General features: G+C 68.7%; 12 protein-coding genes. 11 read left to right on the top strand and 1 reads right to left on the bottom strand.

From position 1 onward, the window contains the following. Window positions 1–2: 2 nt before the first annotated feature. From ACP7EY_RS12400 to ACP7EY_RS12440, 9 genes are all read left to right on the top strand, one after another. Entirely contained in the window at window positions 3–1,076 is a 1,074-nt protein-coding gene (locus ACP7EY_RS12400) for an ABC transporter ATP-binding protein (protein WP_426194158.1), read from the top strand. Between the two features lie 24 nt (window positions 1,077–1,100). Further along, a complete protein-coding gene (locus ACP7EY_RS12405; protein WP_426193928.1) occupies window positions 1,101–2,123 on the top strand; it encodes a LacI family DNA-binding transcriptional regulator in 1,023 nt (340 codons plus the stop codon). A 97-nt stretch (window positions 2,124–2,220) separates the two neighbouring features. After that, on the top strand, window positions 2,221–3,558 hold the full coding sequence (locus ACP7EY_RS12410) for a GH1 family beta-glucosidase (protein ID WP_426193930.1): 1,338 nt from the start codon (window positions 2,221–2,223) through the stop codon (window positions 3,556–3,558). 124 nt (window positions 3,559–3,682) lie between these two features. Then, window positions 3,683–6,193: a glycoside hydrolase family 3 N-terminal domain-containing protein gene (locus tag ACP7EY_RS12415; RefSeq protein ID WP_426193932.1), complete on the top strand. Its 2,511-nt coding sequence runs from the start codon at window positions 3,683–3,685 to the stop codon at window positions 6,191–6,193. Then, on the top strand, window positions 6,190–7,179 hold the full coding sequence (locus tag ACP7EY_RS12420) for a glucokinase (RefSeq protein ID WP_426193934.1): 990 nt from the start codon (window positions 6,190–6,192) through the stop codon (window positions 7,177–7,179). Before ACP7EY_RS12415 ends, ACP7EY_RS12420 begins: the two co-directional genes overlap by 4 nt. Continuing rightward, window positions 7,164–8,459, top strand: a complete 1,296-nt coding sequence (locus tag ACP7EY_RS12425) for a sugar MFS transporter (protein ID WP_426193936.1) — start codon at window positions 7,164–7,166, stop codon at window positions 8,457–8,459. The genes ACP7EY_RS12420 and ACP7EY_RS12425 overlap by 16 nt, the downstream gene beginning before the upstream one ends. Window positions 8,460–8,480: 21 nt before the next feature. Beyond that, window positions 8,481–9,680 carry a cation:proton antiporter gene (locus tag ACP7EY_RS12430; RefSeq protein WP_426193938.1) on the top strand — a complete coding sequence of 400 codons (1,200 nt, stop codon included), beginning with the start codon at window positions 8,481–8,483 and terminating at the stop codon, window positions 9,678–9,680. A 72-nt stretch (window positions 9,681–9,752) separates the two neighbouring features. Continuing rightward, the gene (locus ACP7EY_RS12435; RefSeq protein WP_426193940.1) at window positions 9,753–10,871 is read left to right on the top strand and encodes a sensor histidine kinase; all 1,119 of its coding nucleotides are present in this window, start codon (window positions 9,753–9,755) and stop codon (window positions 10,869–10,871) included. Further along, the gene (locus tag ACP7EY_RS12440) at window positions 10,754–11,095 is read left to right on the top strand and encodes a response regulator (protein WP_426194160.1); all 342 of its coding nucleotides are present in this window, start codon (window positions 10,754–10,756) and stop codon (window positions 11,093–11,095) included. The genes ACP7EY_RS12435 and ACP7EY_RS12440 overlap by 118 nt, the downstream gene beginning before the upstream one ends. On the opposite strand, the gene ACP7EY_RS12445 is transcribed toward ACP7EY_RS12440, so the two are convergent. Then, the gene (locus ACP7EY_RS12445) at window positions 11,044–13,257 is read right to left on the bottom strand and encodes an ATP-binding protein (RefSeq protein WP_426193942.1); all 2,214 of its coding nucleotides are present in this window, start codon (window positions 13,255–13,257) and stop codon (window positions 11,044–11,046) included. The genes ACP7EY_RS12440 and ACP7EY_RS12445 overlap by 52 nt on opposite strands. Before the next feature lie 571 nt (window positions 13,258–13,828). On the opposite strand from ACP7EY_RS12445, the gene ACP7EY_RS12450 reads away from it, so the two are divergent. Together ACP7EY_RS12450 and ACP7EY_RS12455 are read left to right on the top strand one after the other, a co-directional pair. Beyond that, a complete protein-coding gene (locus ACP7EY_RS12450) occupies window positions 13,829–15,505 on the top strand; it encodes a ShlB/FhaC/HecB family hemolysin secretion/activation protein (protein WP_426193944.1) in 1,677 nt (558 codons plus the stop codon). A gap of 50 nt (window positions 15,506–15,555) precedes the next feature. Beyond that, window positions 15,556–26,583 carry a YDG domain-containing protein gene (locus tag ACP7EY_RS12455; RefSeq protein WP_426193946.1) on the top strand — a complete coding sequence of 3,676 codons (11,028 nt, stop codon included), beginning with the start codon at window positions 15,556–15,558 and terminating at the stop codon, window positions 26,581–26,583. Window positions 26,584–26,606 lie beyond the last annotated feature (23 nt).

The following is a 26,606-nucleotide window of genomic DNA, read 5'->3' on the forward strand; positions in this document are numbered from 1 at the left end:
TGATGTCCAACGTCGTCTTGCGCAATCTGTCGATCACCCTGGGCGGCAACGCCGTCATCCGCGGCCTCGACCTCGAGATCCACGCGGGCGAGTTCCTGGTCCTGCTGGGCCCTTCCGGCTGCGGCAAGTCGACCCTGCTGCACAGCATCGCCGGCTTGAACGAGATCAGCGGCGGCAGCATCGCCATCGGCGGGCGCGACATGACCGGCGTCGCCCCCAGCGAGCGCGGCATCGGCATGGTGTTCCAGTCGTACGCGCTGTATCCCACCATGACGGTGGAAAAGAACATGAGCTTCGGCGCCCGCATCGCCGGCCTGCCGAAGGCGCAGATCGCCGCGCGGGTGGCGCGCGTGGCGGCCATGCTGCAGCTCGACCAGCTGCTGGAGCGCAAGCCGGGCCAGCTGTCGGGCGGCCAGCGCCAGCGCGTGGCGATCGGCCGCGCGCTGGTGCGCGAGGCGGCCGTGCTGCTGTTCGACGAGCCCCTGTCGAACCTGGACGCCAAGCTGCGCGCCGAACTGCGGCGCGAACTCAAACTGCTGCACCTGCGCCTGGGCGCGACCATGATCTACGTCACCCACGACCAGGTCGAAGCGATGACGCTGGCCACCCGCATCGTCGTCATGCGCGACGGCCAGGTGCAGCAGGTGGGCAGCCCGGCCGACGTCTACGAGCGCCCGGCCAACCTGTTCGTCGCCGGTTTTCTGGGCGCGCCGGCGATCAATGTCGTGCACGGCGAGGTGGGCGACGACGCGGTGTTTCGCGCCGGCGCGCTGCAGGTCACACTGCGCCAGGCGCTGCCGGGGCGGGCGGTGCTGGGGGTGCGGCCCGAGCACATCCGCATCGACGCCGCCGGCGCGCTGGCCGGCACGGTGGCGCTGGTCGAACCGATGGGCAATCACCAGGTGGTGTGGATCGACTGCGCCGGTCAGCAGCTTTCTTGCATCGTTCAGGAGCGCCGCCAGTTCGTGCCCGGCGAGGCGCTTGCCTTCGATATCGATGGCGCGCGCGTGTCGCTGTTCGATCCGGACAGCGGAAAGGCCTTATCATATGCGGTTGAACAATTGCAGCGCGCCTGACGGCGACGCTTGATCGGATTATTTGTGGCCACTATCAAGGATGTAGCCCGCCTGGCGGGTGTGGGGCTGGGCACCGCCTCGCGCGTTGTCAGCGGCAAGGGATCGGTGTCGCCGGCGACGCTGGAAAAGGTGCGCAAGGCCATCGAGGAACTCGGGTTCCGGCCCTCGCACGCGGCCCGCTCGCTGTTATCTGGCAGCAGCCAGATGGTCGGCGTGTATATCCCGGTCCTGTCCGGCACCTTCTACACGCCGATCCTGCAGATCATCGACACGGAACTGCGCGCGGCCGGCCTGCACATGGTGGTGGCCTTTGGCGTGGGGCTGGGCGACGAACGGCGCCAGGCCATCGACGGCATCGAGTTCCTGATGGAGCGCGGCTGCGACGGCCTGATCGTCATGACCAGCGCGCTGCAGGACGAAGACGTGGCCGCGCTGGGCGTCAAGCAGCGCGACATGATCGTGCTCAATCACAGTTTCGCCAGCATCGCCGAGCAGTGCTTCACGGTCGACCATCACCTGGGCGGGCGCCGCGCCGCCCGCGCCTTGCTCGACTTTAAACACCGCGACATCGCCGTCATCGCCGGGCCTTCGCGGCTGGCCGACAGCGTCGCCCGGGTCGAAGGCTTCATGGCCGAACTGACCGAGAACGGCATCGACACGGCCGGCATGTGGGTCGCCGAGAGCGACTTCTCGCCGGCCGGCGGCTGGAACGCGGCCAAGGAACTGGTCGAGTCGGGCAAGCAGGTCAGCGCGCTGTTTTGCGCCAACGACGAGATGGCGGTGGGCGCGCTCAGCTACTTCCAGGAAGCCGGCATCCGCGTGCCGCACGACCTGTCCGTGATCGGCTACGACGACACCCCCAGCGCCGAGTTTTCCGCGCCCCGCCTGACCTCCGTGCACATGCCGTGGCGCGAGATGACCCTGAACGGCGTCAACGCGCTGCTCAACCGCTGCTACGACCTCGAACGCCCGGTCGCGCGCAATTTTTCCGTGACGATGACGCTGCGCGCCTCGCTGGCCCAGGCGGCGCCGCGAAAGAGCGCATGAGGCTTTTTTTTGGTGCGACACTGGAAACCTTTCCAATTGTGTCTGCAATCTGTCAGAATTGACCATCCCTTTATTTCACGTCCACCCTTCGACGCCCATGACGACACCCTCTCTTGCCCCTTTCCACGCGCCGCGGCGCAGCGATTTCGCCAGCGACTTTTTATGGGGCAGCGCCACCTCCTCGTACCAGATCGAGGGCGCCGCCCGCGCGGACGGCCGCGTCGAATCGATCTGGGACCGCTTCGCCGCCACCCCCGGCCGGGTCGCCGACGGCGCCAGCGGGGAGGTCGCGTGCGACCACTACCACCGCTGGCCGGAAGACTTCGACCTGGCGCGCCAGATGGGCACGCGGGCCTACCGCTTTTCGATCGCCTGGCCGCGCATCTTCGGTGCCGATGGCGGCGCGCCCAACGAGGCGGGACTCGATTTTTATTCGCGCCTGGTCGACGGCATGCTCGAGCGGGGCCTCGAGCCCTGGGCCACCCTGTACCACTGGGACCTGCCGCAGGCGCTGCAGGAGCAGGGCGGCTGGAACGCGCGCGCCACTGTCGACGCCTATCTCGCCTTCGTCGATGCCGTCACGCGCCGCCTGGGCGACCGCGTCAAACACTGGATCACCCACAACGAGCCGTGGTGCACCGCCATCATCGGCAATTACGAAGGCCTGCACGCGCCCGGCCTGACCGACTTCAAGACCGCGCTGCAGGTGTGCCACCACGTGCTGCTCTCGCACGGGCGCGCGGTGCCTGTGATCCGCGCCAATGTTGCCGAGGCCCGCGTCGGCATCGCCCTGAGCCTGCACCCGCTGCGCGCGGCCAGCGCCAGCGCGGCCGACCAGGCGGCGCTGGCGCGCCACGACGGCCTGCGCTACCGCTGGTTCCTCGACCCCCTGTTCGGGCGCGGCTACCCGCAGGCGATCGTCGAGCCGGGCGACATGGAGGCGATCGCGGTGGCCACCGATTTCCTCGGCGTGAACTATTATTTTCCGGAGACGGTCGAACATGCGCCCGGCGACGGCCCCCTCGAAACGCGGGTCCAGCCCCCCGCGCCCGGCACCGCCATCACGGCGCTGGGCTGGCCGGTGGCGCCGCAGGGCCTGACCGAACTGCTGCTGCGCATCGAGGCCGACTACCACCCGGGCCCCATCTACATCACCGAAAACGGCTCCTGCTACGACGATGTGGTTGACGCCGACGGTGCCATCGACGACGTCGAACGGCGCGACTACCTGCAGCGCCACCTGGCCGCGCTGAAGGACGCCATCGCCGCCGGCGTGCCCGTCAAGGGATACTTCGCCTGGAGCCTGATCGACAATTTCGAATGGGCCGAGGGCTACCGGCGCCGTTTCGGCCTGGTCCACGTCGACTTCGCCACCCAGCAGCGGCGCCTCAAGGCGAGCGGCCGGTGGTATGGCCAGTTCCTGGCCGGGGCATGAGGCGGGGCGCGCTTTTCGGTTGACGGACACGGCCTTTGCGGGCAAAATTGGAATCGTTTCCAAAGGGCTCATCGAAGCGCGGGAAACGCGGCGTTTTCCTCCCATAATCATCAGTGAGACAAGCATGACAACTCAATTGCGTTCCCTGGTGGCCGCCTGTGCGCTGGCCTGTGCCAGCCTGGCGACCCAGCCTGCACTGGCAGGCGCCGACTGGCCGGCCGTTCACAGCAGCGTCGCCCGCGACGCCGCCCTCGAAGCGCGGGTGGCGGCCATCGTCGGCCAGATGACGCTGGCGCAGAAAATCGGCCAGATGACCCAGCCGGAAATCAAGAGCGCCTCGCCCGAGGACGTGCGCCGCTACTACCTCGGTTCCGTGCTCAATGGCGGCGGCAGCTGGCCCAACAACGACAAGCACGCCAGTGCGCGCGACTGGGTGGCGCTGGCGCAGCGCTACCACGAAGCCTCGATGGCGACGGGGCTGGCCACGCCGGTGCCGGTAATCTGGGGCATCGACGCCATCCACGGCAACAGCAACGTCTACGGCGCCACCCTGTACCCCCACAATATCGGCCTGGGCGCCGCCCGCGATCCGCAACTGGTGCGATCGATCGGCGCCGCCACCGCGCGCGCCGTGCGCGCCACCGGCATTGCCTGGGTGTTCGGTCCCACCATCGCGGTGGTGCGCGACGACCGCTGGGGCCGTACCTACGAGAGTTTTTCGGAAGACCCCGCGCTGGTGCGCAGCTACGCCGGGCCTTATGTGGCCGGCCTGCAGGGCCGCCTGGGCAGCGCCACCGGCGTGGTCGCCACGGCCAAGCATTTTATCGGCGACGGCGGCACTGACCAGGGCAAGGACCGCGGCGTCACCCTGGCCGACCAGGCCACGATGATTGCCGTGCACGGCGCCGGCTACGCGCCCGCGCTGGCGGCCGGCGCGCAAACCGTGATGGCCTCGTTCAATAGCTGGAACGATGTCGCCGGCGGCGTCGACTACGGCAAGATGCACGGCAGCCGCGCCTTGCTGACCGATGTGCTGAAAACGAAAATGGGTTTCGACGGCTTCGTGGTGAGCGACTGGAACGGCATCGGCGAAGTGCCCGGCTGCCGCGACGACAGCTGCGCCCAGGCGATCAACGCCGGCATCGACATGGTGATGGTGCCGGATGCCTGGAAAGCGTTCATCGCCAACACCATCGCCCAGGTCGAGCAGGGCGCCATCCCGCTGGCGCGCATCGACGACGCGGTGTCCCGCATCATTCGCGTCAAGCTGCGCGCGGGCCTGTTCGGGACGGCGCCGGCGGCCAACCGCCTCGCCGGCCGCCAGGACGCGCTGCAGGACCGGGCGCTGGCCCGGCGCGCCGTGCGCGAGTCGCTGGTGCTGCTGAAAAACGACAGCGTCGCCTTGCCGCTGGCCGCTGGCAAAAAAATCCTCGTGGTGGGCAAGAGCGCCAACAACCTGGCCAACCAGACCGGTGGCTGGTCGCTGACCTGGCAGGGCAACGACAACGTCAACGCCGACTTCCCCCACGCCGACACCATCCTGGCCGGCATCGTCGAAGCGGCCGGCGCCGCCAACGTGCGCTTCAGCGCCGACGCCAGCGATGTCCACGTGCGCGCCTTCGACGCCGTCATCGCCGTCATCGGCGAGCGCCCGTATGCCGAAGGCGACGGCGACATCGGCCCGGCCGGCACCTTGCGCCACAGCAGCCGCTATCCGGAAGACCTGGCGGTGCTGCGCGCGGTGGCCGGCAAGGGCCGCCCCGTGCTCACCGTGTTCGTGGCCGGCCGCTCCCTGTTCGTCAACGACCTGCTCAACCTGTCGGACGCCTTCGTCGCCGCCTGGCTGCCCGGCACCGAGGGCGGCGGCGTCGCCGACGTGCTGTTCGCCGGCCGCCGCCACGCGCCGTTTCGCGGCAAGCTCAGTTTCAGTTGGCCGAAGTCGAGCTGCCAGGTGGCGCTCAACGTGGGCGATACCGGCTACGCGCCCCTGTTCGCCTACGGCTATGGCCTGCGCGAGGGCCAGCGTTCGGCGCTGGGCCAGCTCGACGCCAGCCATGCGCCGGGCGGCTGCGGCGTCTCCAACAGCGTGCCGATCCACGGCCAGGCCGACCGCGCCAGCTTCCCCCTGTCGATCAGCGGCGGCGGCCAGCGCCGCGCACTGGGGGCGGACCTGAACGCCACCGTCAGCGTGCCTGGCCTCGTGGTGCAGACGGCGCAGATCAACACCCAGCAGGATGCGCGCCTGGCCAGCTGGAGCGGCGCCGCCAGTTTCGAAGCGCGCGGGGCGGCCCCGCTGGCGCTGGCGGCCACGGCGGCCACGGCGACGCGTGCCGTGCTGCGCTTTGACACCATCGTCAGCGTGGCGCCGGCCGGCGCCGTCACCATCGGCATGCAGTGCAGCACCGGCTGCGGCGCTCCGCTGCCCGCCACGGCGCTGTTTGCCGGCCTGGCCGGCAAGGGCAAGCAGACCGTGAAAATTCCCCTGTCCTGTTTCAAGGGGCTCGACCTGGCCGCCATCGACGTGCCGTTCGCGGTGGCGGCCGACGCGCCGTTCGCCGCCGCCTTCGCCAATATCGAGGTGATCACCGACGGCGCCAGCGCGGCCGACAGCGTGCGCTGCGAGGCGCTGCGATGACGGCGCCGAAGCTGCTGGCCGATATCGGCGGTACCAACGCCCGCTTCGCCCTGCAGGTGGGCGAGCGCTTCGAAGCGATCGACGTGCTCGCCTGCGCCGGGCACGCCACCCTGGCCGACGCCATCGACGCCTACCTGGCGCGGGCGGCGGCGCAGGGGCACGCGGTGGGCGCGATTGCCCACGCGGCCATTGCGATTGCCAATCCGGTCGAGGACGACCTGGTGCGCATGACCAACCACCACTGGAGTTTTTCGATCGCGCACCTGCGCGCCGAGCGCCGCCTTGCCACCCTGCTGGTGGTGAACGACTTCGCCGCGCTGGCGATGGCGCTGCCGTACCTGCGCGACGACCAGCGCGCCAGGATCGGCGGCAGCGGCGCCGGTGTTGCCGGCAAGCCGATCGGCCTGATCGGCCCCGGCACCGGCCTGGGCGTGTCCGGCGTGGTGCCGTGCGGCGCCGGCTGGACCGCGCTGGCGGGCGAGGGCGGTCACGCCAGCTTCGCTCCCAACAACGAGGACGAGCTGCGCATCCTGCAGGCGCTGTGGCAGGACTTCGGCCATGTCTCGGCCGAGCGCCTGCTCTCGGGCATGGGGCTTGAACTGATGCACCGGGTGCTGGCGGGCGAGCGCCTGGGCGCGGCCGACATCACCGCCCGCGCGCACAGCGGCGCCAGCCTGGCCTGTCTGCGCAGCGTGCAGTGCTTCTGCGGGGTGCTGGGCAGCGTGGCCGGCAATGTGGCCCTGACCCTGGGCGCCACTGGCGGCATGTATATCGGAGGTGGTATCGTACCGCGCCTGGGCGAATTGTTCGCCCGCTCGACGTTTCGCCAGCGCTTCGAGGACAAGGGTCGCCTGTCCGCCTACCTGGCGCGCATCCCGACCTATCTGATCACCGAGCAGTACCCGGCCCTGGTTGGCGTGGCCGCGATGCTCACGGCCAGCCTGGCCCACGACCACACACAGGAGTCACCATGCAATCCGCAGTAAAATCCGCAGCGCCCCAGCTCGATGCCGGCGAGCGCTCGCACGGCAGCGCCCTGGTCATCGTCACCATCCTGTTCTTCATGTGGGGCCTGCTGACGTCCCTGAACGACGTCCTGATCCCGCACCTCAAAGCCATCTACACGCTCACCTATCTGCAGGCGATGCTGGTGCAGTTCTGCTTTTTCGGGGCCTACTTCCTGGTGTCGATCCCGGCCGGCGCCCTGATCCGCCGGATCGGCTACCAGAAGGGTGCGGTGACGGGCCTGCTGATCGCCGCCGCCGGCTGCGCGCTGTTCTATCCCGCCTCGCAAAGCGGCTACGCGCTGTTCCTGTTCGCCTTTTTCGTGCTCGCCTCCGGCATCACGATTTTGCAGGTGGCGGCCAATCCCTACGTGACGGTGCTGGGCGCGGCGCGCACGGCCTCGTCGCGCCTGACGCTGACCCAGGCCTTCAATTCGCTGGGCACGGCGGTCGGCCCGTTCGTCGGCGGCATGCTGATCCTGTCGGCCGGCGCGCTCGCCGCCGACCAGCTGGCGGCGCTGCCGCTGGCCGAGCAGGCTGCCTACAAGGCGCGCGAAGTGGCCACCGTCCAGGGCCCCTACCTGGCGCTGGCGGCGGCGCTGGCCGTGCTGGCGCTGGCGTTCGCCGCCGCCCGCCTGCCCAGGATCGTCCATGACAGCGGCGCCGGCCAGGCCGACGCCCCCGGCAAGGGCGCGCTGGCGCACCGCCACCTGGTGTGGGGCGCGGCCGCCATCTTCCTGTACGTGGGTGGCGAAGTGAGCATCGGCAGCTTCCTGGTCAGCTTCCTGGGCGAGGGCAGCGTCGCCGCCATGCCGGCGGCCACCGCCGCCAAGTACGTCAGCCTGTACTGGCTGGGCGCGATGATCGGCCGCTTCATCGGCGTGTTCGTCATGCGCCACGTCAGCCCCGGCAAGACGCTCGCCTTCAACGCCTGCCTGGCGATCGCGCTGGTCGTCACCGCCATGGCGGCCAGCGGTCCGCTGGCCATGTGGGCCATCCTCGCGGTCGGCCTGTGCAATTCCATCATGTTCCCCACCATCTTCAGCATGGCCCTGCATGGCCTGGGCAAATACACGAGCCAGGGCTCGGGCATCCTGTGCATGGCCATCGTCGGCGGCGCGCTGGTGCCGTTCGCCCAGGGCCTGCTGGCCGATACCTTGGGCCTGAAAATCAGCTTCGTGGTGCCGGCCCTGTGCTACGGCTTCATCTTGCTGTTCGGCCTGAAGTTCTCGCGTCTGCACCAGAGCACGGTCAACCCATAAATACCTGCCAGGGGAATTGCCATGAACACCACCGAAGTCTTCCTGCTGGCGATGTTGCTGATCTTTTCGATTCCCTACCTGGTCTGGCGGCTTGGCCGCACCGACTACTGGGCGCCGCTGGTGGTGGTGCAGATCGTCTGCGGCATCGTGCTGGGGCCCGGGGTGCTGGGCCGCGCCTGTCCCGAGTACTACCAGTTCGTCTTCAACCCGGCCGTGGTCGGCGCCCTCAACGGCATCGCCTGGTGGGCGGTGATGCTGTTCGTGATGATCGCCGGCGTCGAGCTTGACCTGGGCAAGGCCTGGCAGCACCGCAAGGAAAGCGCCATCACCGCCTCGCTGGCGCTGGGCGTGCCGATGGCCGCCGGCAGCCTGGTGGGCCTGGGCCTGCTGGGCTACGCTGGCTGGATGGGACCGCAGGCGCAGTCGTGGCAGTTCGTGCTGGGGGTGGGCATGGCCTGCGCCGTCACCGCCCTGCCAATCCTGGTGCTGTTGATGGAAAAGCTGGCCATCCTGCGCCAGCCGATCGGCCAGCGCATCCTGCGCTACGCCAGCATCGACGACCTTGCCATCTGGGGCGTGCTGGCGCTGATCCTGCTCGACTGGGAGCGGGTCGGCCGCCAGCTGGGCTTTCTGCTCGCCTTCGGCATCGCCACCGTGCTGTACCGCCGCCTGATGGCGCGCCTGCCCGCGGCCGACCGCTGGTACGTGGCGCTGATCTGGCTGGCCGCCTGCAGTTTCGGCGCCGACTGGTCGGGCCTGCACTTCATGGTGGGCGCCTTCCTGGCCGGGGTGGTGATGGAGGCGGCCTGGTTCGAGCAAAGCACCATGGACCTGCTGCGCCACCACGTGCTGATGGTGCTGATGCCCGTGTTCTTCCTCAGCACGGGCTTGCGCACCAACTGGGCACTGGGCGGCGCGGCCGTGTTCGTCGCCGCCTTCGCGCTGCTGCTCGCCTCGTGCGGCGGCAAGCTGCTGGGCACCCACCTGGCGGGCAAGCTGCTGGGCTGGGCGCCGGGCGAGGCGGGCATCATCGGCTGGCTGCTGCAGACCAAGGCGCTCATCATGATCATCTTCGCCAACGTCCTGCTCGACAAGCAGATCATCAGCGCCGAGACCTTCACCGCGCTGCTGCTGATGGCGGTGCTGAGCACCATGCTGACGGTGCCGATGGTGTACCCGCGCCTGCACCGCATGGGCCAGACGGTGCTGCGCCGCGCCTGAAGGCGCACGCTTGCCGGGTCGTGGGCGCGCGTTGTTCATGAATAAGTAGTATGGTGTGAAGGGCATCGTCGTGTGGCAGCAAACTCGCTGGCCCACGTGCCTGAAGAATTCACCCAGGACTTTGCCATGCACAGCGACCTCGTTCCCCGGTCCGCCGCCGATCCGGCCCAGCTATTGCGCGAACAGCAGCAGGCAGCTGACAAAGCCGAACTCGTATCGCTGCGCGCCACGGTCGCCCGCCTGCTTGACGACGTCGGCCGCAGCGCGGCGGCGCCGCTCCATGGCGTGGCGCACACCGAGTTCCTGTCCATGCTGGCCCACGAGTTACGCAACCCGCTGCAATCGATGGCGATGGCCAGCCAGCTGCTGGCCTTCGGCGCCGGCAGCGATGCATCGGTGGCCCATGCCCATGGCGTACTCGAGCGTCAAATCGATCACATGTCGCGCCTGCTCGACGACCTGCTCGACGCCTCGCGCGTGGCGAGCGGAAAGCTGGTGCTGCAAATGGCGCCAGTCCGTCTGCGCGACGTCATTGCCGCCGCGGTTGAAACGAGCCAGTCGAGCGTGCACCTGCGCGGGCAGAACGTGCTGATCGACCTGCCCGATCAGGCAAGCGCCGTCACGGGCGACCTGGTCAGGCTGGCGCAGGTGTTTTCCAATTTGCTCACCAATGCCAGCCAGTTCTCCGACATCGGCCGCAGCATCGCCGTCACCGTGGTGTGCAACGATGGCCACGCCGACATCACCGTCACCGATCAGGGCAGCGGTATACCCGTCGAATTGCAACCGTTTGTTTTCGATATGTTTACCCAGGGCCAGCGCACCCTGGAGCGGGCGCCCGGTGGCCTGGGCCTGGGGCTGTCGCTGGTGCGGATGATCGTCAAGATGCATGGCGGCACGGCCACCGTGTTCAGCCAGGGCAGTGGCCTTGGCAGCAGTTTTACGGTTCGCCTGCCGCTGGCGCTGGCGGCATTGCCGGTGCCGGCTGCACCGGCCGCCACGGCGCCCCCTGCCAGCGCGCGCCGCATCCTGGTGATCGAGGACAATGTCGATGCCAATGAAATCTGGCGATGCTGCTCGAACTCGAGGGGCACCAGGTCCGCAGCAGTTTTGACGGCAGCGCCGGTTTGCGCATGGCCCTCGAGGGGCAGTTCGACGTCGTCCTGTGCGACCTCGGTCTGCCGGGGCTGACCGGTTTCGATGTGGTGGCCGCCCTCAAGGCTGCGCACGATGCGCCGCCGCTGGTCATTGCCACGACCGGCTACAGCGACGCGCGCCAGCGCGAGCTGGCCGACGCCGCCGGCTTTGACCACTTCCTGGTCAAGCCGCTCGACTTGTCAGTCTTGCTTCAGATCATCAGCGCTCAGGCGGCCAGCGGGATCGACACCGTGAATGTGACTTTTCCGGCGCAGTGAGAGTAGGCGATGGTGCCGCCGTGTTCGAACACGATGCGCTCGGCGATATACAGGCCCAGTCCCATGCCGCCGCGATTTCTCGCATTGTGCAGCGAGGCGGCCTTGAACGGCGCGTACAGGCTGCGGACCGTCAGCAGATCGAGGGCGTCGGCCACATTGCTGACCGCGAAGCGGGCGCAGCCGTCGGCCACTGACAGTCCGACATCGATGGCGCCGTTGCGTCCGCCGTGGCTGCGGGCGTTGCTGAGCAGGTTGGTGGCCACCTGGGCCAGCCGGTCCGGGTCGCCACTGACGCGGGCACCGCCGTCGTTCACCGTGAGGCGGTACTGCAGGTCGGGATAGCCCGTCATCGCCTCGTCGACGACATCGCCGAGCACCGCCGCCAGGTCGAGCGGGCGCATTTGCAAGCCCAGGCCGATACCCGTTTCGATCTTGCTCACGTCGAGTACCTGGCTGATGAGCCGGCTCATGCGGTTGCCGGAGGACTGAATCCGGATACCCATCGGCACCCCCGGTCCGCCCCTCTGCAAGACGGCCGCCGCCATCTGGATGGCGTGCAAGGGTTCGCGCAAGTCATGTCCGAGCATGGCCATCAGCTGGGCCCGGGCCAGGTCGGTTTCCGCCTGGCGCGCGATACTGGCGCGGTGCAGCTCTTCCTGCATCTGGCCGGCAATCGACAAATGCGTGCTCGACCAGCCTTCGGCGCGCCCGCGTACCGTTTCGCGCCACTCATCGAAGGAACCACGCGGGGTCAGGCGCGTTCCCAGCGGGCCCACCTGGAGAATTTTTTCCGGCTTGCCGGCCCAGCGGATCGATCCTTCCTGTTCAGGCCGCATTGCGATGATCCAGCCATCGGTGGGCGGATCGAAGCATATCGCCAACATGCCCGGCCAGCGCGCAATCTGCGCGCGCGCCGCCGCCGGCCAGTCGTCCACCTGCAGTCGCTCGAGCAGGCTGGCGGCGGCGTCGGGATGCGAGCGGGCGATCACGCTGGCGGTGGCGGCGTCGATATCGCCATGCACCAGGTGCCGGCCCGACTGGGTGATGATCAGGGCAGGGCAGTCGAGGGTGGCGCAAATGGCCGCCGCATGGGCGGCCACGCCATGCAATACGTCCTCGCCCGTGAGCAGCGACTGCAACAGGCTGGTGCGCATGGCGGCAGCCCGTTCGACCGTCTCGGCATGGTGCCTGGCCTCGAGCGTTTGCACGGTGGCGGCGAGCACCTGGGCGATGACGTCGGCGGTCATGCGAATCGCGTAGGGGACCCGGCGCGCGCGCATGTGGTGACAGGCGATCAGGCCCCACAGTTTGCCATCGACGATGATCGATACGCTCATCGAGGCGCTCACGCCCATGTTGCGCAGGTATTCGATGTGCACGGGCGAAACGCTGCGCAGCACGCAGTGGCTCATGTCGATGGCGGCGGCGCCCGGCCGGCCCAGCACCGGCACGGGCACCGCCTGCGCCGTGAGATCGGCGATCAGGCGCAGGGTATTCATCACGTACAGGCGGCGTGCCTGCGCCGGGATGTCGCTGGCCGGATAGCGCATGCCCAGCAGTGGCGCCAGGGTGTCGATGCGCGACTCGGCGATCACCTCGCCGCTGCCATCGCGGCCGAAGCGGTAGCCCATCACCCGATCGAAACCGGTGATCTCGCGGACCTGGTCGGTGGCCATCTGCAGCAGCGCCGTCATGCCGGTTTGACGCTTGAGCCGGTCAAGGGCGCCGTGGGCCTTGAGCGCGAACACGCCGACGGCGTCGAGCGAGACGTCGCGCAACTCGAATTCGGCGATCACGCGGCCGTGGTGGGCGTGCGCGACACAATCGAATTCCCGCCCGCCGATGACCACCGCCAGGGCCAGCGGCCCGCCCTCGCCGAGCGACAGGTCGAAGCACTGGCCGATGGTGGTGCGGATGGCGTCGGGCAGAGCGATCGCGTGCAGCGCCATGCCCAGTTCGACCTCGATGCCCAGCAAGGGCATCAGGTTGGCGCTCCACGCTTCGAGCCGGGCGCCGTCGTCAAATACCAGCATGGCCCCGTGCGGCTGGATGGTGCCCGGCACGTGGATGGGCTCATCGGCGCAGTTGTCCAGGCTCAGTGGTCCATCCGGATCGACGGGGGCGCCGCCATGGGCTGAAACGGGCTCACTGCTGTAGGTCACTGGCGCTTTCGTTCTCGTGCATGGCGGTGAAAATTGGCGGTGAAAATTGGCGGTGAAAACCGTGGCGTACCGCGCGATGGCGGATTACGAAGGGGGAGGCGAGCGTGCAGCGACGAACGCACAAGGTGGGGAGAAGCGGTGCTGATCCGGCCGTTGGCACCGAAAAATGATCTTAGCACAATGGTGTCGACCATTTGACGTGAATGTCACGTGGCATCAATCAGTCCATCTATGGCGCGTTTTACAGAGCCCTGATTGATTGCTTTTGCATATGGCTGACGCCATGCCGATGTGGCAAGCGTCGCATTTTCGGCCGCGCTTTGATGTTGAACCTATAATATTACGTTGCCTAGAGGCAACAATCCACCGCAATGTATATCCGCTAAACGTAAATTTTGTAAAAATTATTTTCAGCGAGTGGCACATTCGCGGTGCCCAGTTCCCGCATCCAGCCTGCCCGCACCTGACATTCCCAATCCCTGAAGCGCCGCCAGCGCCCGACCGCCATTCCCCATGGACGGCCGTGCCCCCGTGCGCCTTGCCGCTTCGTTCAACCCAACCCCCTACGCCGATGAAAAATCACTACCACGTTCTGCCCTTCCTCCTGATCGCGGGCGCCGCCAGCGCCCAGGTGACGCCGGACGCGGGCGCGCTGCAGCAGCAGATCGACACCTCGCGCCAGAGCAGCTTGCCGAAGGCGGCGCCGCAGCAACTGGCGGCCACGCCGGCGCCGCTCGAGCGCCTGGCCGGCCCCACCGTCTCGGTCAGCGCCTTCCGCTTCGTGGGTAACAGCGTCATCACGCAGGCACAACTGGAAGCGCTGCTGCGGCCGTATCTGAACCGGCCGCTCAGCTTTGCCGAACTGCAGGCGGCCGCCCAGGCCGTCAGCGGGGCCTACCGCGAAGCGGGCTGGATCGCCCGCGCCTACCTGCCGCGCCAGGAAATCGACAGCGGCGTGGTGACCATCCAGATCGTCGAGGCGCTGTTCGGCGGCGTGCGCACCGACGGCGCCGGCCGCATCGATCCGCGCCAGGCGGTGGCCATCGTCGAACGGGCGCAGCGCGTCGGCGGCCTGCTCAATGCCGACGCCCTCGACCGCGCCATCCTGCTCGTCGACGACTTGCCGGGCGTGGGCGCCAGCGGCAACCTGGCGGTCGGCGCGCGCGAGGGCGAAACGCTGCTGGCCTTGCGCCTGACTGGCGAAACGCTGCTCGTCGGCGACGCCGCCCTCGACAACACCGGCTCGCGCTCGACGGGCGCCATCCGCGCCAGCGTGAACCTGGCCGTCAACAGCCCCCTGCGCCTGGGCGACGCCGGCGCCATCAACCTGATCCACACCGACGGCAGCGACTACCTGCGCGGCGCTTACACGCTGGCCCTGGGCAGCGCCGGCTGGCGCGCGGGCGTGAACGCGTCCACCTTGCGCTACCGCCTGGTGGCCGACGAATTTGCCGCGCTGCGCGCGCGCGGCAGCGCCGACAGCGCCGGCGTCGACGCGAGCTACCCGCTGCTGCGCTCGCGCCTGGCGAATATTTTTCTGCAATTAAATGGCGACAGCAAGCGCTACGACAACCAGGCCAACGGCGCCGTCAGCAGCCACTACCGGCTCGACAGCCTGGGCGTCGGTCTGAACGGCAACCGCTACGATGAATTCGGCGGCGGCGGCGCCACCAGCGCCAACCTGGCGCTGGTACGCGGCGACGTCAAGCTGGGCGGCTCGCCCAACCAGGCCAGCGATGCCGCCAGCACCCGCAGCGGCGGCCGCTTCGGCAAGCTGCGCTTTGGTTTGTCTCGCCAGCAGGCCCTGTCGGAAAGCTTCAGCGCAGCCGCGTCGCTGGCGGGCCAGTACGCCAGCAAGAACCTCGATTCGTCCGAAAAATTCTACCTGGGCGGCCTGTACGGCGTGCGCGCCTACCCGGCCAGCGAGGCGGGCGGCAGCAAGGGCGTGTTGCTCAACCTGGAACTGCGCGCGCGCCTGCCGGGCGCCGTCAGCCTGGCCGGCTTCTACGACCACGGCCACGTCACCGTCAACCGCGACAACAATTTCGCCGGTGCCGCCCAGGTCAACGGTTACGCGCTCAAGGGCGCCGGCCTGGCTCTGGCCTGGACCGCGCCATTCAAGGTCAGCCTGAAGGCGGTGTGGGCGCGCCGCATCGGCAGCAATCCCAGTCCCAACCTGAACGGCAGCGACCAGGACGGCTCGCTGCGCAGGGACCGCTTCTGGCTGCAGGCCAGCGTGCCGTTCTGAGCCACCCGCATCCGTTACAACAAATTTATAAAAATTACCGAGGAATCACCATGAGCGGACACGCCACCATCAATCGTTTATACCGTCTTGTCTGGAGCGACACCCTGGGCGCCTGGGTCGCCGTGGCGGAAACCACGCGCGGGCGCGGCAAGCGCAGCGGACGGGGCAAGTTGATGGCGGCACTGTTCGCCGGCGTGGCCGCCGGCAGCCTGGCGCAGGCGGCGGCGCCGCCCGTCACCGCGCTGCCCACGGGCGGCCAGGTGGTGGCCGGCACGGTGGCGATCGGTCAGCAGGACGCCACCATGACGGTGACCCAGGCCAGCGCCCGCGGCGCCATCGACTGGCAAACCTTCAACGTGGGCGCCGCCGCCCGCGTCAATTTTGTGCAGCCCTCGGCCAGCGCGGTGACCCTGAACCGGGTGCTCGACACCCAGGCCAGCCAGATCCACGGCCGCATCAGCGCCAACGGCCAGGTGTTTCTCAGCAATCCCAACGGCGTCTATTTCAGCCCCACCGCCTCGGCCGACGTGGGCGCGCTGGTGGCCACCACCCATGGCATCGACAACGCCGCCTTCATGGCCGGCGGCGTCACTTTCGAGCGGCGCGGCGCCACCGGCAGCGTCATCAACGATGGGCAGTTGACGGCCGGCATCGGTGGCTACATCGCCCTGCTGGCGCCCGCGGTGCGCAACAACGGAGTGGTGCTGGCGCAAGCGGGCACGGTGGCGCTGGCCAGCGGCGAAGCGATCAGCCTGCAATTTGACGCCCGCCAGTCGCTGGTGGGCGTGCTGGCCACGCCCATGCAGATCGATGCGCTGGTCGAGAACGGCAATGCCATCCGCGCGCCGGGCGGGATGATCGTCATGTCGGCGCAGGCGGCCCGGCAGTTGCAGGACGGCGTGGTGCGCAACAGCGGCACGCTGGAAGCGGGCAGCCTGACCAGCCGGGGCGGCAAGATCGTGCTCGACAGCGCCGGCCTGGTCGACAACAGCGGCGCCATCGATGCCTCCGGCGCCGGTGGCGGCGCCATCGCCATCAGCGGCGAGCGCATGCTCAGCACCGGCGCCCTGCGCGCCGACGGCGGCGCCGGCCTCATCGCCACCCGCCTGCGCGCGGGCCTGGTGGAAACCACCTCGGCGCTCGTTTCCGCCAACGGCGGCGGCGGCGTCATCGGCGTCGATGCCGGCGCCGGCACCCTGTATTCATCGGGCACCTACCAGGCCGACGGCCGCGGTGCCGGGCAGTCGGGCGGCAGCGTGGTGCTGGCCGGCGACAATATCTCGCTGATGGGCGCGACCGTCAGCGCCAGCGGCAGCGCCGGCGGCGGCACCATCCTCGTCGGCGGCGACTACCAGGGCGCCAGCGCCAGCGTGGGCGGCGCCGTCGTCGCCAATGCCAGCCAGACCCGGGTGGGGCAGGGCGTGACCCTCAAGGCCGACGCCCTCGACGCCGGCAAGGGCGGCAAGGTGGTGGTGTGGTCGGAACAGAACACCGTGTTCGGCGGCGCCATCAGCGCCACCGGCGGCGCCACCGGCGGCGACGGCGGCGTGATGGAAGTGTCCGGCAAGCAGACCTTGCACTTTGGCGGCACGGCCGACGCCCACGCCGTCCGTGGCGTGGCCGGCAGCCTGCTGCTGGACCCGAAAGATATCTATATCGACGCCGACCTGACCGGCCAGCTCGAGCTGCGCGACCCCCATTCCAGCGCCGGCGGCACCTTCGGCGCCACCAGCACGGCCCTGAGCAGCATCAGCGGCGGCGTCGCCAGCGCCACCGGTTACCTCGTCGTCACCAATCCGACCGACGACCTGGGCGCCAGTTCCGCTGGCGCCGCCTACCTGTTTCGCCAGAGCGACCAGGCCCTGATCTCCACCTTGTACGGCAGCAACGCCAACGACCGCGTGGGCAGCAGCGGCACCATCAGTCTGACCAACGGCAATTTTGTCGTGTCCAGCCCCAACTGGGGCACGGGGCGCGGCGCGGTCACGTTTGGCAATGGCAGCACCGGCTGGGGCGGCACCCCCACCGTGGTATCGTCCAGCAACAGCCTGGTCGGTACGCTCACCAGCCACACCAACACCGCCAACGCCACCACCAGTGACAGTGTCGGCGCCAACGCCACCACGGTCCTGCCGAACGGGAATTACCTGGTGGGCAGCGCTTCCTGGGGCGACATGCGCGGCGCGCTGACCTTGGGCAACGGCAGCACGGGCACCAGCGGCGTCATTTCGAGCAGCAACAGCCTGGTGGGCAGCACCGCGTCGTCGTCGCTGTCGACCGATGGCTACAAGCAGTACAAAGCGGGCGACGTGGTGGGGAGCAGTATTAGTGTGCTGCCCAATGGCAATTTTGTGATGCTCACGCCGGCCTGGAACAAGGGCGTCGGCGCCGTCACCTTCGGCACCGCGACCTCGGCACCGACCGGTGTGCTGGGCGCGACCACCAGCCTGATCGGCAATACCGCCCGCTACGACAATACGGGCGAGGGCAGCGGCACCGACAAGGTCGGCACCTATCGCCAGGCCCTGTCCGGCTCCACCTTCCTTGTCTACGAGGCCAGTTTTAACGGCTACGCCGGCGCGCTGACCTATTTCGACGACGTCAACCCGGTTGTCGGCCTGCTGTCCGCCAGCAACAGCCTGGTTGGCGGCGCCGGCGACGCGCTGTCCTCGGCGGGCATCACCCTACTCGGCAGTAACAACGCCTACCTGATCAGGAGCCCCTCGTGGAGCAGCGGGCGCGGCGCCGTCACCTGGGTTCCTTACGGCACCGACGTCAAGACGGTGAGCGTGGGCGCCAGCCTGGCGGGCGGCACCGCCAGTGACGCCATCGGCAGCGGCGCCGTCACCTTGCTGGCCAACAACGACTACGTTGTCACCAGTCCGAATTTCAATGGCGCGCGGGGCGCCTCGACGCTGGTCGACGGCACCACCGGCAAGGCCAAGGCGGACCAGTCGACGGTGGTGAGCAGCGTCAACAGCCTGGTGGGTAGCCAGGCCAATGACCGGGTCGGCGCCGATGGCATTGTCGCCCTCAAGGGCAATGGCAATTACGTCACCCTCAGTCCCTACTGGGCCAATGGCAGCAATACCAGCGCCGGCGCGGTGACCTGGAGCAGCGGCACCAGCCCGACCGTCGGCGCCGTTTCCGCCAGCAACAGCCTGGTGGGCAGCAACACGGGCGACCGCATCGGCTCCTTCCAGTACAATTATTATGGTTACAACAACCCCGCCGTGATATCGGCGGAAGGATCATCGGTCACGGCGCTGAGCAACGGTAACTACGTCGTCGCCAGCCCCATGTTCAATAGCACCCGGGGCGCGGCCACCTGGGTCAACGGCAGCACCGGCGCCACCGTCAACGGCGGCCACACCATCGCCGCCGGCAACAGCCTGATGGGCGCCAACACGGGCGATTTCGTGGGCGGCTTCGTCACCTATGCCGATGTCCTCATCAATTCCGTTAACAATACCTACGGCCACTACGATGCCGTCGCCAATGGCGTCACCGCGCTCGCCGGTGGCAATTACGTCACCTCGAGCAGTTACTGGCGCAACGGTGCGGCCCTGCGCGCGGGCGCCGTCAGCTGGAGCGACGGCGCCGGGGCGCCGCTGGTGGGCGCCATCAGCAGCGCCAACAGCCTGGTCGGCACGGTGCTCGACGACCGCGTCGGCGCCGGCCCCGGCAATGGCAACGGCTTGCAATTGCTCACCGGCGCCTACGACAGCGCCGGCAATCAGACCTACACCGGCAACTATGTTGTCAGCAGCGCCTCGTGGAACGGCGCTTACACCGATGGCGGCGCCGTCACCTGGGGCAGTGGCGTGGCGGCGCTGACGGGCACGCCCACCAGCGCCAACAGCGTGCTGGGCGTGCGCAACGGCGACGTCGCCACCTGGAGCGTGTTGCCACTGCCCGTGACGGGCAACTACCTGATCCAGAATCGCCTGTGGGACAACGGCGCCATCACCGGGGCTGGCGCACTGAGCCTGGTCAATGGCAGCACGGGCCGGCTCAGCGACTACGCGGCGCAGGGCAACCGCAACCTCGTCTCGGCCGCCAACAGCCTGGTCGGCACGCACCTCGACGACGGGGTCGGCAACTACGTCGACTACCTGTACACCTACGATGCTGTCACCAACACCTATCCCTACACGGGCAATTACCTGCTGATCAGTTCCGGGTGGGACAACGGCGCCAACACCGATGCGGGCGCGATCAGCTGGGGCAGCGGCACGACGGGTGTGAGCGGCGCGATCAGCAGCGCCAACAGCATCACCGGGGTCAAGACGGATGACCACGTGGGCTATGTGTACGCCTTGCTCTACAACGGCAATTACGTGGTCGGCAACTCGCACCTTGACGTCAACGGCGTGAGCAACGCGGGCGGCGCCAGCTGGGTCGACGGCAGCACGGGCCGCCTGAGCGACTACGCCGCCCGCGGCAACCAGAACCTGATGTCGGCGGCCAATGCGATGGTGGGCAGCCACACGGACGACCAGGTGGGTAGCGCAGTGACCCTGAGCAACTACTACGGCTACGGCCCCCTCAACAACCAGTCCGATACGGGGTATTTCATTATCTCCGACCAGTGGAATTGCACCGCTGGCGCCTTCACCTACATCGATGCGGCCCACAGCGGCAGCGCCATTGGCGGCGTGGTCGGCGCTGGCAACAGCGTGCTGGGCAACCCGAACGGTTCCCTGTACGGGGGCCTCACCTCCGGCGCCGTCATGACGACCGTGGGCGACACCGCGCTGGTCACTTATACGGGCGCCGGCGGCCATGTGCTGCTGGCGACGACGGCCATGCCGACGGCGCCTTCGATGAGCGTGCCCAACGCCACCGGCTTCGCCGACGCCGACAGCGCCAGCCAGATCATGGCGCCCGATTACATCGCCGGCGTGCTGCGCACCGGCACCAACCTGACCTTGCAGGCGAATAACGACATCTACGTGAAAAGCGCCATCGACGCCAGCGGCGGCGTTGCCGGCGGCGCGCTGACCATGCGCGCCGGCCGCAGCATCGCCGTGATGGGCGACATCATCACGGGCAACCGCGACCTGACGCTGGTGGCCAATGACAGCGTCGCCAACGGCGTGCACAACGCCTACCGCGGCGCCGGCGTGGCCACCATCAGCATGGGCGACAAGCTGGTCGGCGGCGCCGCCATCATCGATGCCGGCACCGGCACGGTGTCGATCACGCTGGCCGCCGGCAGTGACAAGACCTACGCCAATGCCGGTTCGGTCGGCATCAACAGCATCAGTGGCGGCACCATCAAGGTCGTCAACCAGGGCAATGGCCTGGGCACCGACCTGCCGGACCTGCTGGCCAACTGCTGCGGCTACAACCTGGGCTACCGCGCCGCCGGCGCCGACCTCGTCCTGAACGCCGGCGCCGTGCTGCGCGCCAGCGACAGCGGCAGCGCCGTGACGCTGGCCGCCAGCGATAAATTCATCAACAGCAGCGGCAATGCGGGCGGCACCATCGTCACCAGTGACCCGGGCGCGCGCTGGCTCGTGTATGCGGCGGCGTCCGGCACCAGCGTGTTCGGCAACCTCGACAGCGCCAATACCGCCGTCTGGAACGCCAGTTACACGGGCGCCCCCGTCACCCAGGCGGGCAACCGCTACCTGTTCAAGTACCAGCCCACCGTGACGGTGGGCACGCAAAACGCCAGCAAGACCTACGGCGACGACGTCAGCACCAGCCTGGCGGCCAGCGTGGTGTCGCTGTCGGGCGCGCAGGCGGCGGTGGCGGGCGCCTACCTGGGCGACAGTCTCGTCAGCGCCATTTCCGGCACCGTGCTCGCCACCTCGAGCGGCGCCGCCGCCACCGCCAGCGCCGCCGGTTCGCCGTACAGCATCACCGTCGATCTCTCTGGTGTGAGCGGCAACAATGGCTACGCCGTCGCCTTGGGCAGCAACACGCCGCGCACCCTGACGGTGGCCAAGAAGGCACTGACCGTCACCGCCACCGATGCCACCAAGACCTATGACGGCCTGGCCTACAGCGGCGGCAACGGCGTCACCGTCAACGGCCTGGTGAACAGCGAAACGGCCAGCGTACTGGGCGGCACGCTCGCCTATGGCGGCAGCGCGCAGGGCGCCATCAATGTGGGCACCTACACCATCACGGCCAGCGGCTACAGTTCGGCGAACTACACCTTCGCCTACGTGGGCGGGCAGTTGCTGGTCAACCCCCGTCCGCTGACGGTGGTGACGGCCAATCTGACCGGGCTGATCGGCAAGGTCTACGACGGCGGCACCGTTGCCACCCTGAACAGCAGCAATTTCAACTTGAGCGGTTTTATCAATGGCGACGGCGCCAGCGTCACCCAGACGGTGGGCACCTACGCCAGCCGCAACGTGGGCACGAGCAGCGTCAGCGCTACCTTGTCGGGCAGTAATTTCGTCGCCAACAATGGCACCGTGCTCAGTAATTACACCCTGCCCACCAGCGCCAGCGGCAGCGGCACCATCACCGCCAAAAGCGTGACGCTGACGGCGCCCACCGTGAGCAAGACCTATGACGGTGGCCTCGGCTACGTCACCACGGCGGGCAATCTGACCAGCCTGAGCGCAGCCCTGGTCGGTGGTGACACGGTCAGCGCCGCCACGCTGGCCTTTACGGACAAGAATGCCGGCAGCGGCAACCGCAGCGTCTCTCTCAACAGCGCCACCGTCAATGATGGCAACAACGGCGCCAACTACACGGTCAGCTACGCCGGCAACAGTGTCAGCACCATCACGCCACGCACTTTGACGGTGTCGGCCACGGGCGTGAACCGCGTGTACGACGCCGGCACGAACGCGAGCGTCACGCTCAGCGACGACCGCATCGTCGGCGACAGCTTGAGTGTGAGCAATACCAGCGCCAGTTTCGCCAACAAGAATGCGGGGCTGGCCAAGGCGATCAGCGTCGTCGGCATCGCCAAGGCGGGCACCGACAGTGCCAACTACGTGCTGGCCAGCACCACGGCCAGCACCACGGCCGACATCGCCCGCGCCCAGTTGGCGCTGGGCGGCGTCAGCGCCGTCAACCGCGCCTACGATACGGGTTTGAGCGTGGCGCTGAGCGGCAACCCCACCGTCAATGCGCTCGGCGGCGATGTGGTTGTCGTCGGCGGCAGCGCCAGCGGCACCGTGCACGACAAGAACGTCGGCCTGAGCAAGGCCGTTACCGTGGCCGGTTACACGATCACGGACACCAATTACACCTTGGTGCAGCCAAGTGCGGTAACGGTCGACATCGTCCCCGCCGTGCTGGCGCTGGGCGGCCTGTCCGTCAGCGCCAGCAAGACCTATGACGCCAGCCGTGTTGCCAGCCTCACCGGCAGCGCCGTCGTCAGCGGCCTCAATGGCGAAGTGGTCAGCGTGCTGGGCACCGGTTCGGGCCTGTTCGCCGACGCCAATGCGGGCAGCGGCAAGGCCGTCACCGTCGCCGGTTTGACTAGCAGCGACAGCAATTACGTGATCGGCCAGCAGGCGGGCCTGACGGGCACCATTGCCCAGGCCGCCCTGACGGTGGCCGTCAGCGGCGTGAATCGCGTCTACGATGGCGGCAGCAGCGCCAGTTTGAACAGCGCCAACTTCAATGTCGGCGGCCTGGTCGGCAGCGAGACCATTGGCGTCAGCCAGACCAGCGGCACCTTCGACAGCAAGAACGCGGGCGCGCGCAGCGTCAGCGCGATTCTTGCCGGCGGCGATTACGTCGCCGGCAATGGCGCGCTCTTGACTAATTACCTGCTGCCCACCAGCGCCAGCGGCAGCGCCACCATCACGGCCAAAAGCGTGACGCTGACGGCGCCGACGGTGAGCAAGGTCTATGACGGCGGCCTCGGCTACGTCACCACGGCGGACAATCTGACCAGCCTGAGCGCAGCGCTGGTCGGTGGCGACACCGTCAGCGCCGCCACGCTGGCCTTTACGGACAAGAACGCGGGCAGCGGCAACCGCGGCGTGTCACTCAACAGCGCCACCGTCAGCGACGGCAACAACGGCGCCAACTACGCCGTCAGCTACGCCGGCAACAGCGTGAGCACCATCACGCCCCGTACCCTGACGGTGTCGGCCACGGGCGTGAACCGCGTGTACGACGCCGGCACGAACGCGAGCGTCACGCTCGGCGACGACCGTGTCGTCGGCGACGTGCTCAGCCTGTCGAACACGGGCGCGAGCTTCGTCGACAAGAACGCGGGCCTGGCCAAGGCGATGACCGTCAGCGGCATCGGCAAGGCGGGCACGGACAGCGCCAACTACGTGCTCTCCAGCACCACGGCCAGCACCACGGCCGACATCGCCCGCGCGGCGCTGACGGTGACGGGGGTGGGCGCGGTGGCCCGTGCCTACGACAGCGGCCTTGGCGTGGCCCTGAGCGGCACGCCCGTCGTGCAGGCGCTGGGCAATGACGTCGTCACGGTGCAGGGCAGTGCCAGCGGCACCCTGGCCGACAAGAATGCCGGCGGCGCCAAGGCGCTGTCGGTGGCCGGCTACACCACGCTTGATAACAACTATTACCTGGTCCAGCCGCAGGGCTTGACGGTCGACATCACGCCGGCCGTGCTGGCGCTGGGCGGCCTGCAGGTGGCGGTGACCAAGACCTATGACGGAACCCGCCTTGCCAGCCTGAGCGGCAGCGCCGTCGTCAGCGGCATCAATGGCGAAGTGGTCAGCGTGCTCGGTACCGGTTCGGGCCTGTTCGCCGACGCCAATGCGGGCAGCGGCAAGGCCGTCACCGTCGCCGGTTTCACGAGCAGCGACAGCAATTACGTGATCGGCCAGCAGGCGGGCCTGACGGGCACCATCGCCAAGGCGGCCCTGACGGTGGCCGTCAATGGCGTGAGCCGTGTCTACGACGGCGGCAGCAGCGCCAGCCTGGTGTCTGGCAACTTCAGCGTCGGCGGCCTGGTCGGCAGCGAGACCATTGGCGTGAGCCAGACCAGCGGCACCTTCGACAGCAAGAACGCGGGCGCGCGCAGCGTCAGCGCCATTCTTGCCGGCGGCGATTTCGTCGCCGGTAACGGCGCGCTCTTGACTAATTACCTGCTGCCCACCAGCGCCAGCGGCAGCGCCACCATCACGGCCAAAAGCGTGACGCTGACGGCGCCGACGGTGAGCAAGGTCTATGACGGCGGCCTCGGCTACGTCACCACGGCGGGCAATCTGACCAGTCTCAGTGGCGCCCTGGTCGGTGGCGACAGCGTGACGGCGGCATCGCTGAGTTTTGCCGACAAGAATGCCGGCAGCGGCAACCGCAGCGTGTCTCTCAACAGCGCTACTGTCAACGACGGTAACAACGGTGCCAACTACCGCGTCACCCTGGCCGGCAACAGCGGCGCCAGCATCACGCCGCGCACCCTGGCGGTGTCGGCCACGGGCGTGAACCGCGTGTACGACGCCGGCACGAACGCGAGCGTCACGCTCGGCGACGACCGTGTCGTCGGCGACGTGCTCAGCCTGTCGAACACGGGCGCGCGCTTTGTCGACAAGAACGCCGGGCTGGCCAAGGCGATTATCGTCAGCGGCATCGGCAAGACGGGCATCGACAGCGCCAACTACGTGCTGGCCAGTACCACCACCAGCGCGACGGCCGACATCGCCCGCGCCGACCTGCTGCTGGGCGGCGTCAGCGCGGTGGCGCGCGCCTACAACGCCGGCACCGCCGTGACGATTGCCGGCACGCCCACCGTCACCCCACTGGGCAACGATGTGGTCGTCGTCGGCGGCAGCGCCGTCGGCACCCTGGCTGACAAGAACGCCGGCCTGAACAAGGCCGTCACGGTGGCCGGTTACACCATCAATGACGCCAACTACCGCTTGCTTGCCCCGGCCGGCGTGACGGTCACGATCGCCCCGGCGGTGCTGGCCCTGAACGGCTTGAGCGTGGCGGCCAGCAAGACCTACGACGGCAGCCGCAACGTGACACTGACGGGCAGCGCCAGCGTGACGGGCCTGAACGGCGAAGTGGTCAGCGTGCTCGGCAGCAGTGTCGGCCAGTTCGCCGACAAGAACGCCGGCAGCGGCAAGGCGATCATCGTCAGCGGCCTGCAGGCCAGCGACAGCAATTACAGCATCGGCCAGCAGGCCGGCCTGACCGGCACCATCGTCCCGGCCAGCCTGGCGATCAGCGGCGTCACCGCCAACGACAAGCTGTTCGACGGCAGCGTCGGCGCCAGCCTGTCGGGCAGCGCCCGCGTCAGCGCGCTGGGCGGCGACGCCGTCAGCGTGGCGGGCACGCCCGTCGCCCGCTTCGCCAGTGCCGAAGCCGGCATCGGCAAGGCCGTCACGGTCAGCGGCTACACCCTGGCCGGGGCGGACGCTGGCAACTACAGCGCCGTGCAGCCCGCCGGCCTGTTCGCCACCATCAATGCCGACGCCACCCTGGTGCCACCGCCGGTGGTGCTGGCAGCGCCCGTACTGCCGACGCCGCCGCTGACGGCGCGCATCGCCGACCCGGCGCCCGTGCTGGCGCCCGCACCGGCGGCGGCGCCGGGCGCCAGCGTGGTCACGGTGCTGACGACGACCGAAGCGCCAGTGGCCGTGGCGCCAGCGGGCAGCGGCACCAGCGGCACCAGCGGCGCCAGCATCCCCACCAGCGCCAGCGTGATCGCCGAACCGGGCGCCAGTACCAGCAACAGCGCCAGCACCAGCAGCAGCGTCGCCAGCCCCGTCCAGGGTAACGGCCTCATCGCCGGCGCCGGCACCAGCGTTGCCGCCAGCAGCGCCGCCAGCACCGGCGCCAGCAGCAGCGGCATCGTGGTCTCGCTGGTGCGCGAACCGCTGCGCCAGCAAAGTGGCATGGTGACGGTGTCGGTGCCGACCCTGCTCGTGCAGGCGGGGGCCGGTTTCAGCTTCCCCCTGCCGACGCGGCTGGTCGAAGCAGCGGCAGTGAGCCGTGTGCCCGTGCAGGCATCGACCGCCAGCGGCGCGGCCCTGCCGTCATGGCTGACCTTCGACAACGCCAGCAAGACCTTCACCGCCACCGCGGCGCCGGCCGGCAGCTTGCCGCTGCAGGTGCTGCTGACGATCGGCACGCAACGGGCGCTGATCATGATCAGCGAGAGCGGCCGCTAAGCGGGCTGGCGACCCCGCGCGTG

Origin of the sequence: Massilia sp. DWR3-1-1, assembly GCF_049898325.1 — a bacterium.
Classification (GTDB): Bacteria; Pseudomonadota; Gammaproteobacteria; order Burkholderiales; family Burkholderiaceae_D; genus JAFCUW01.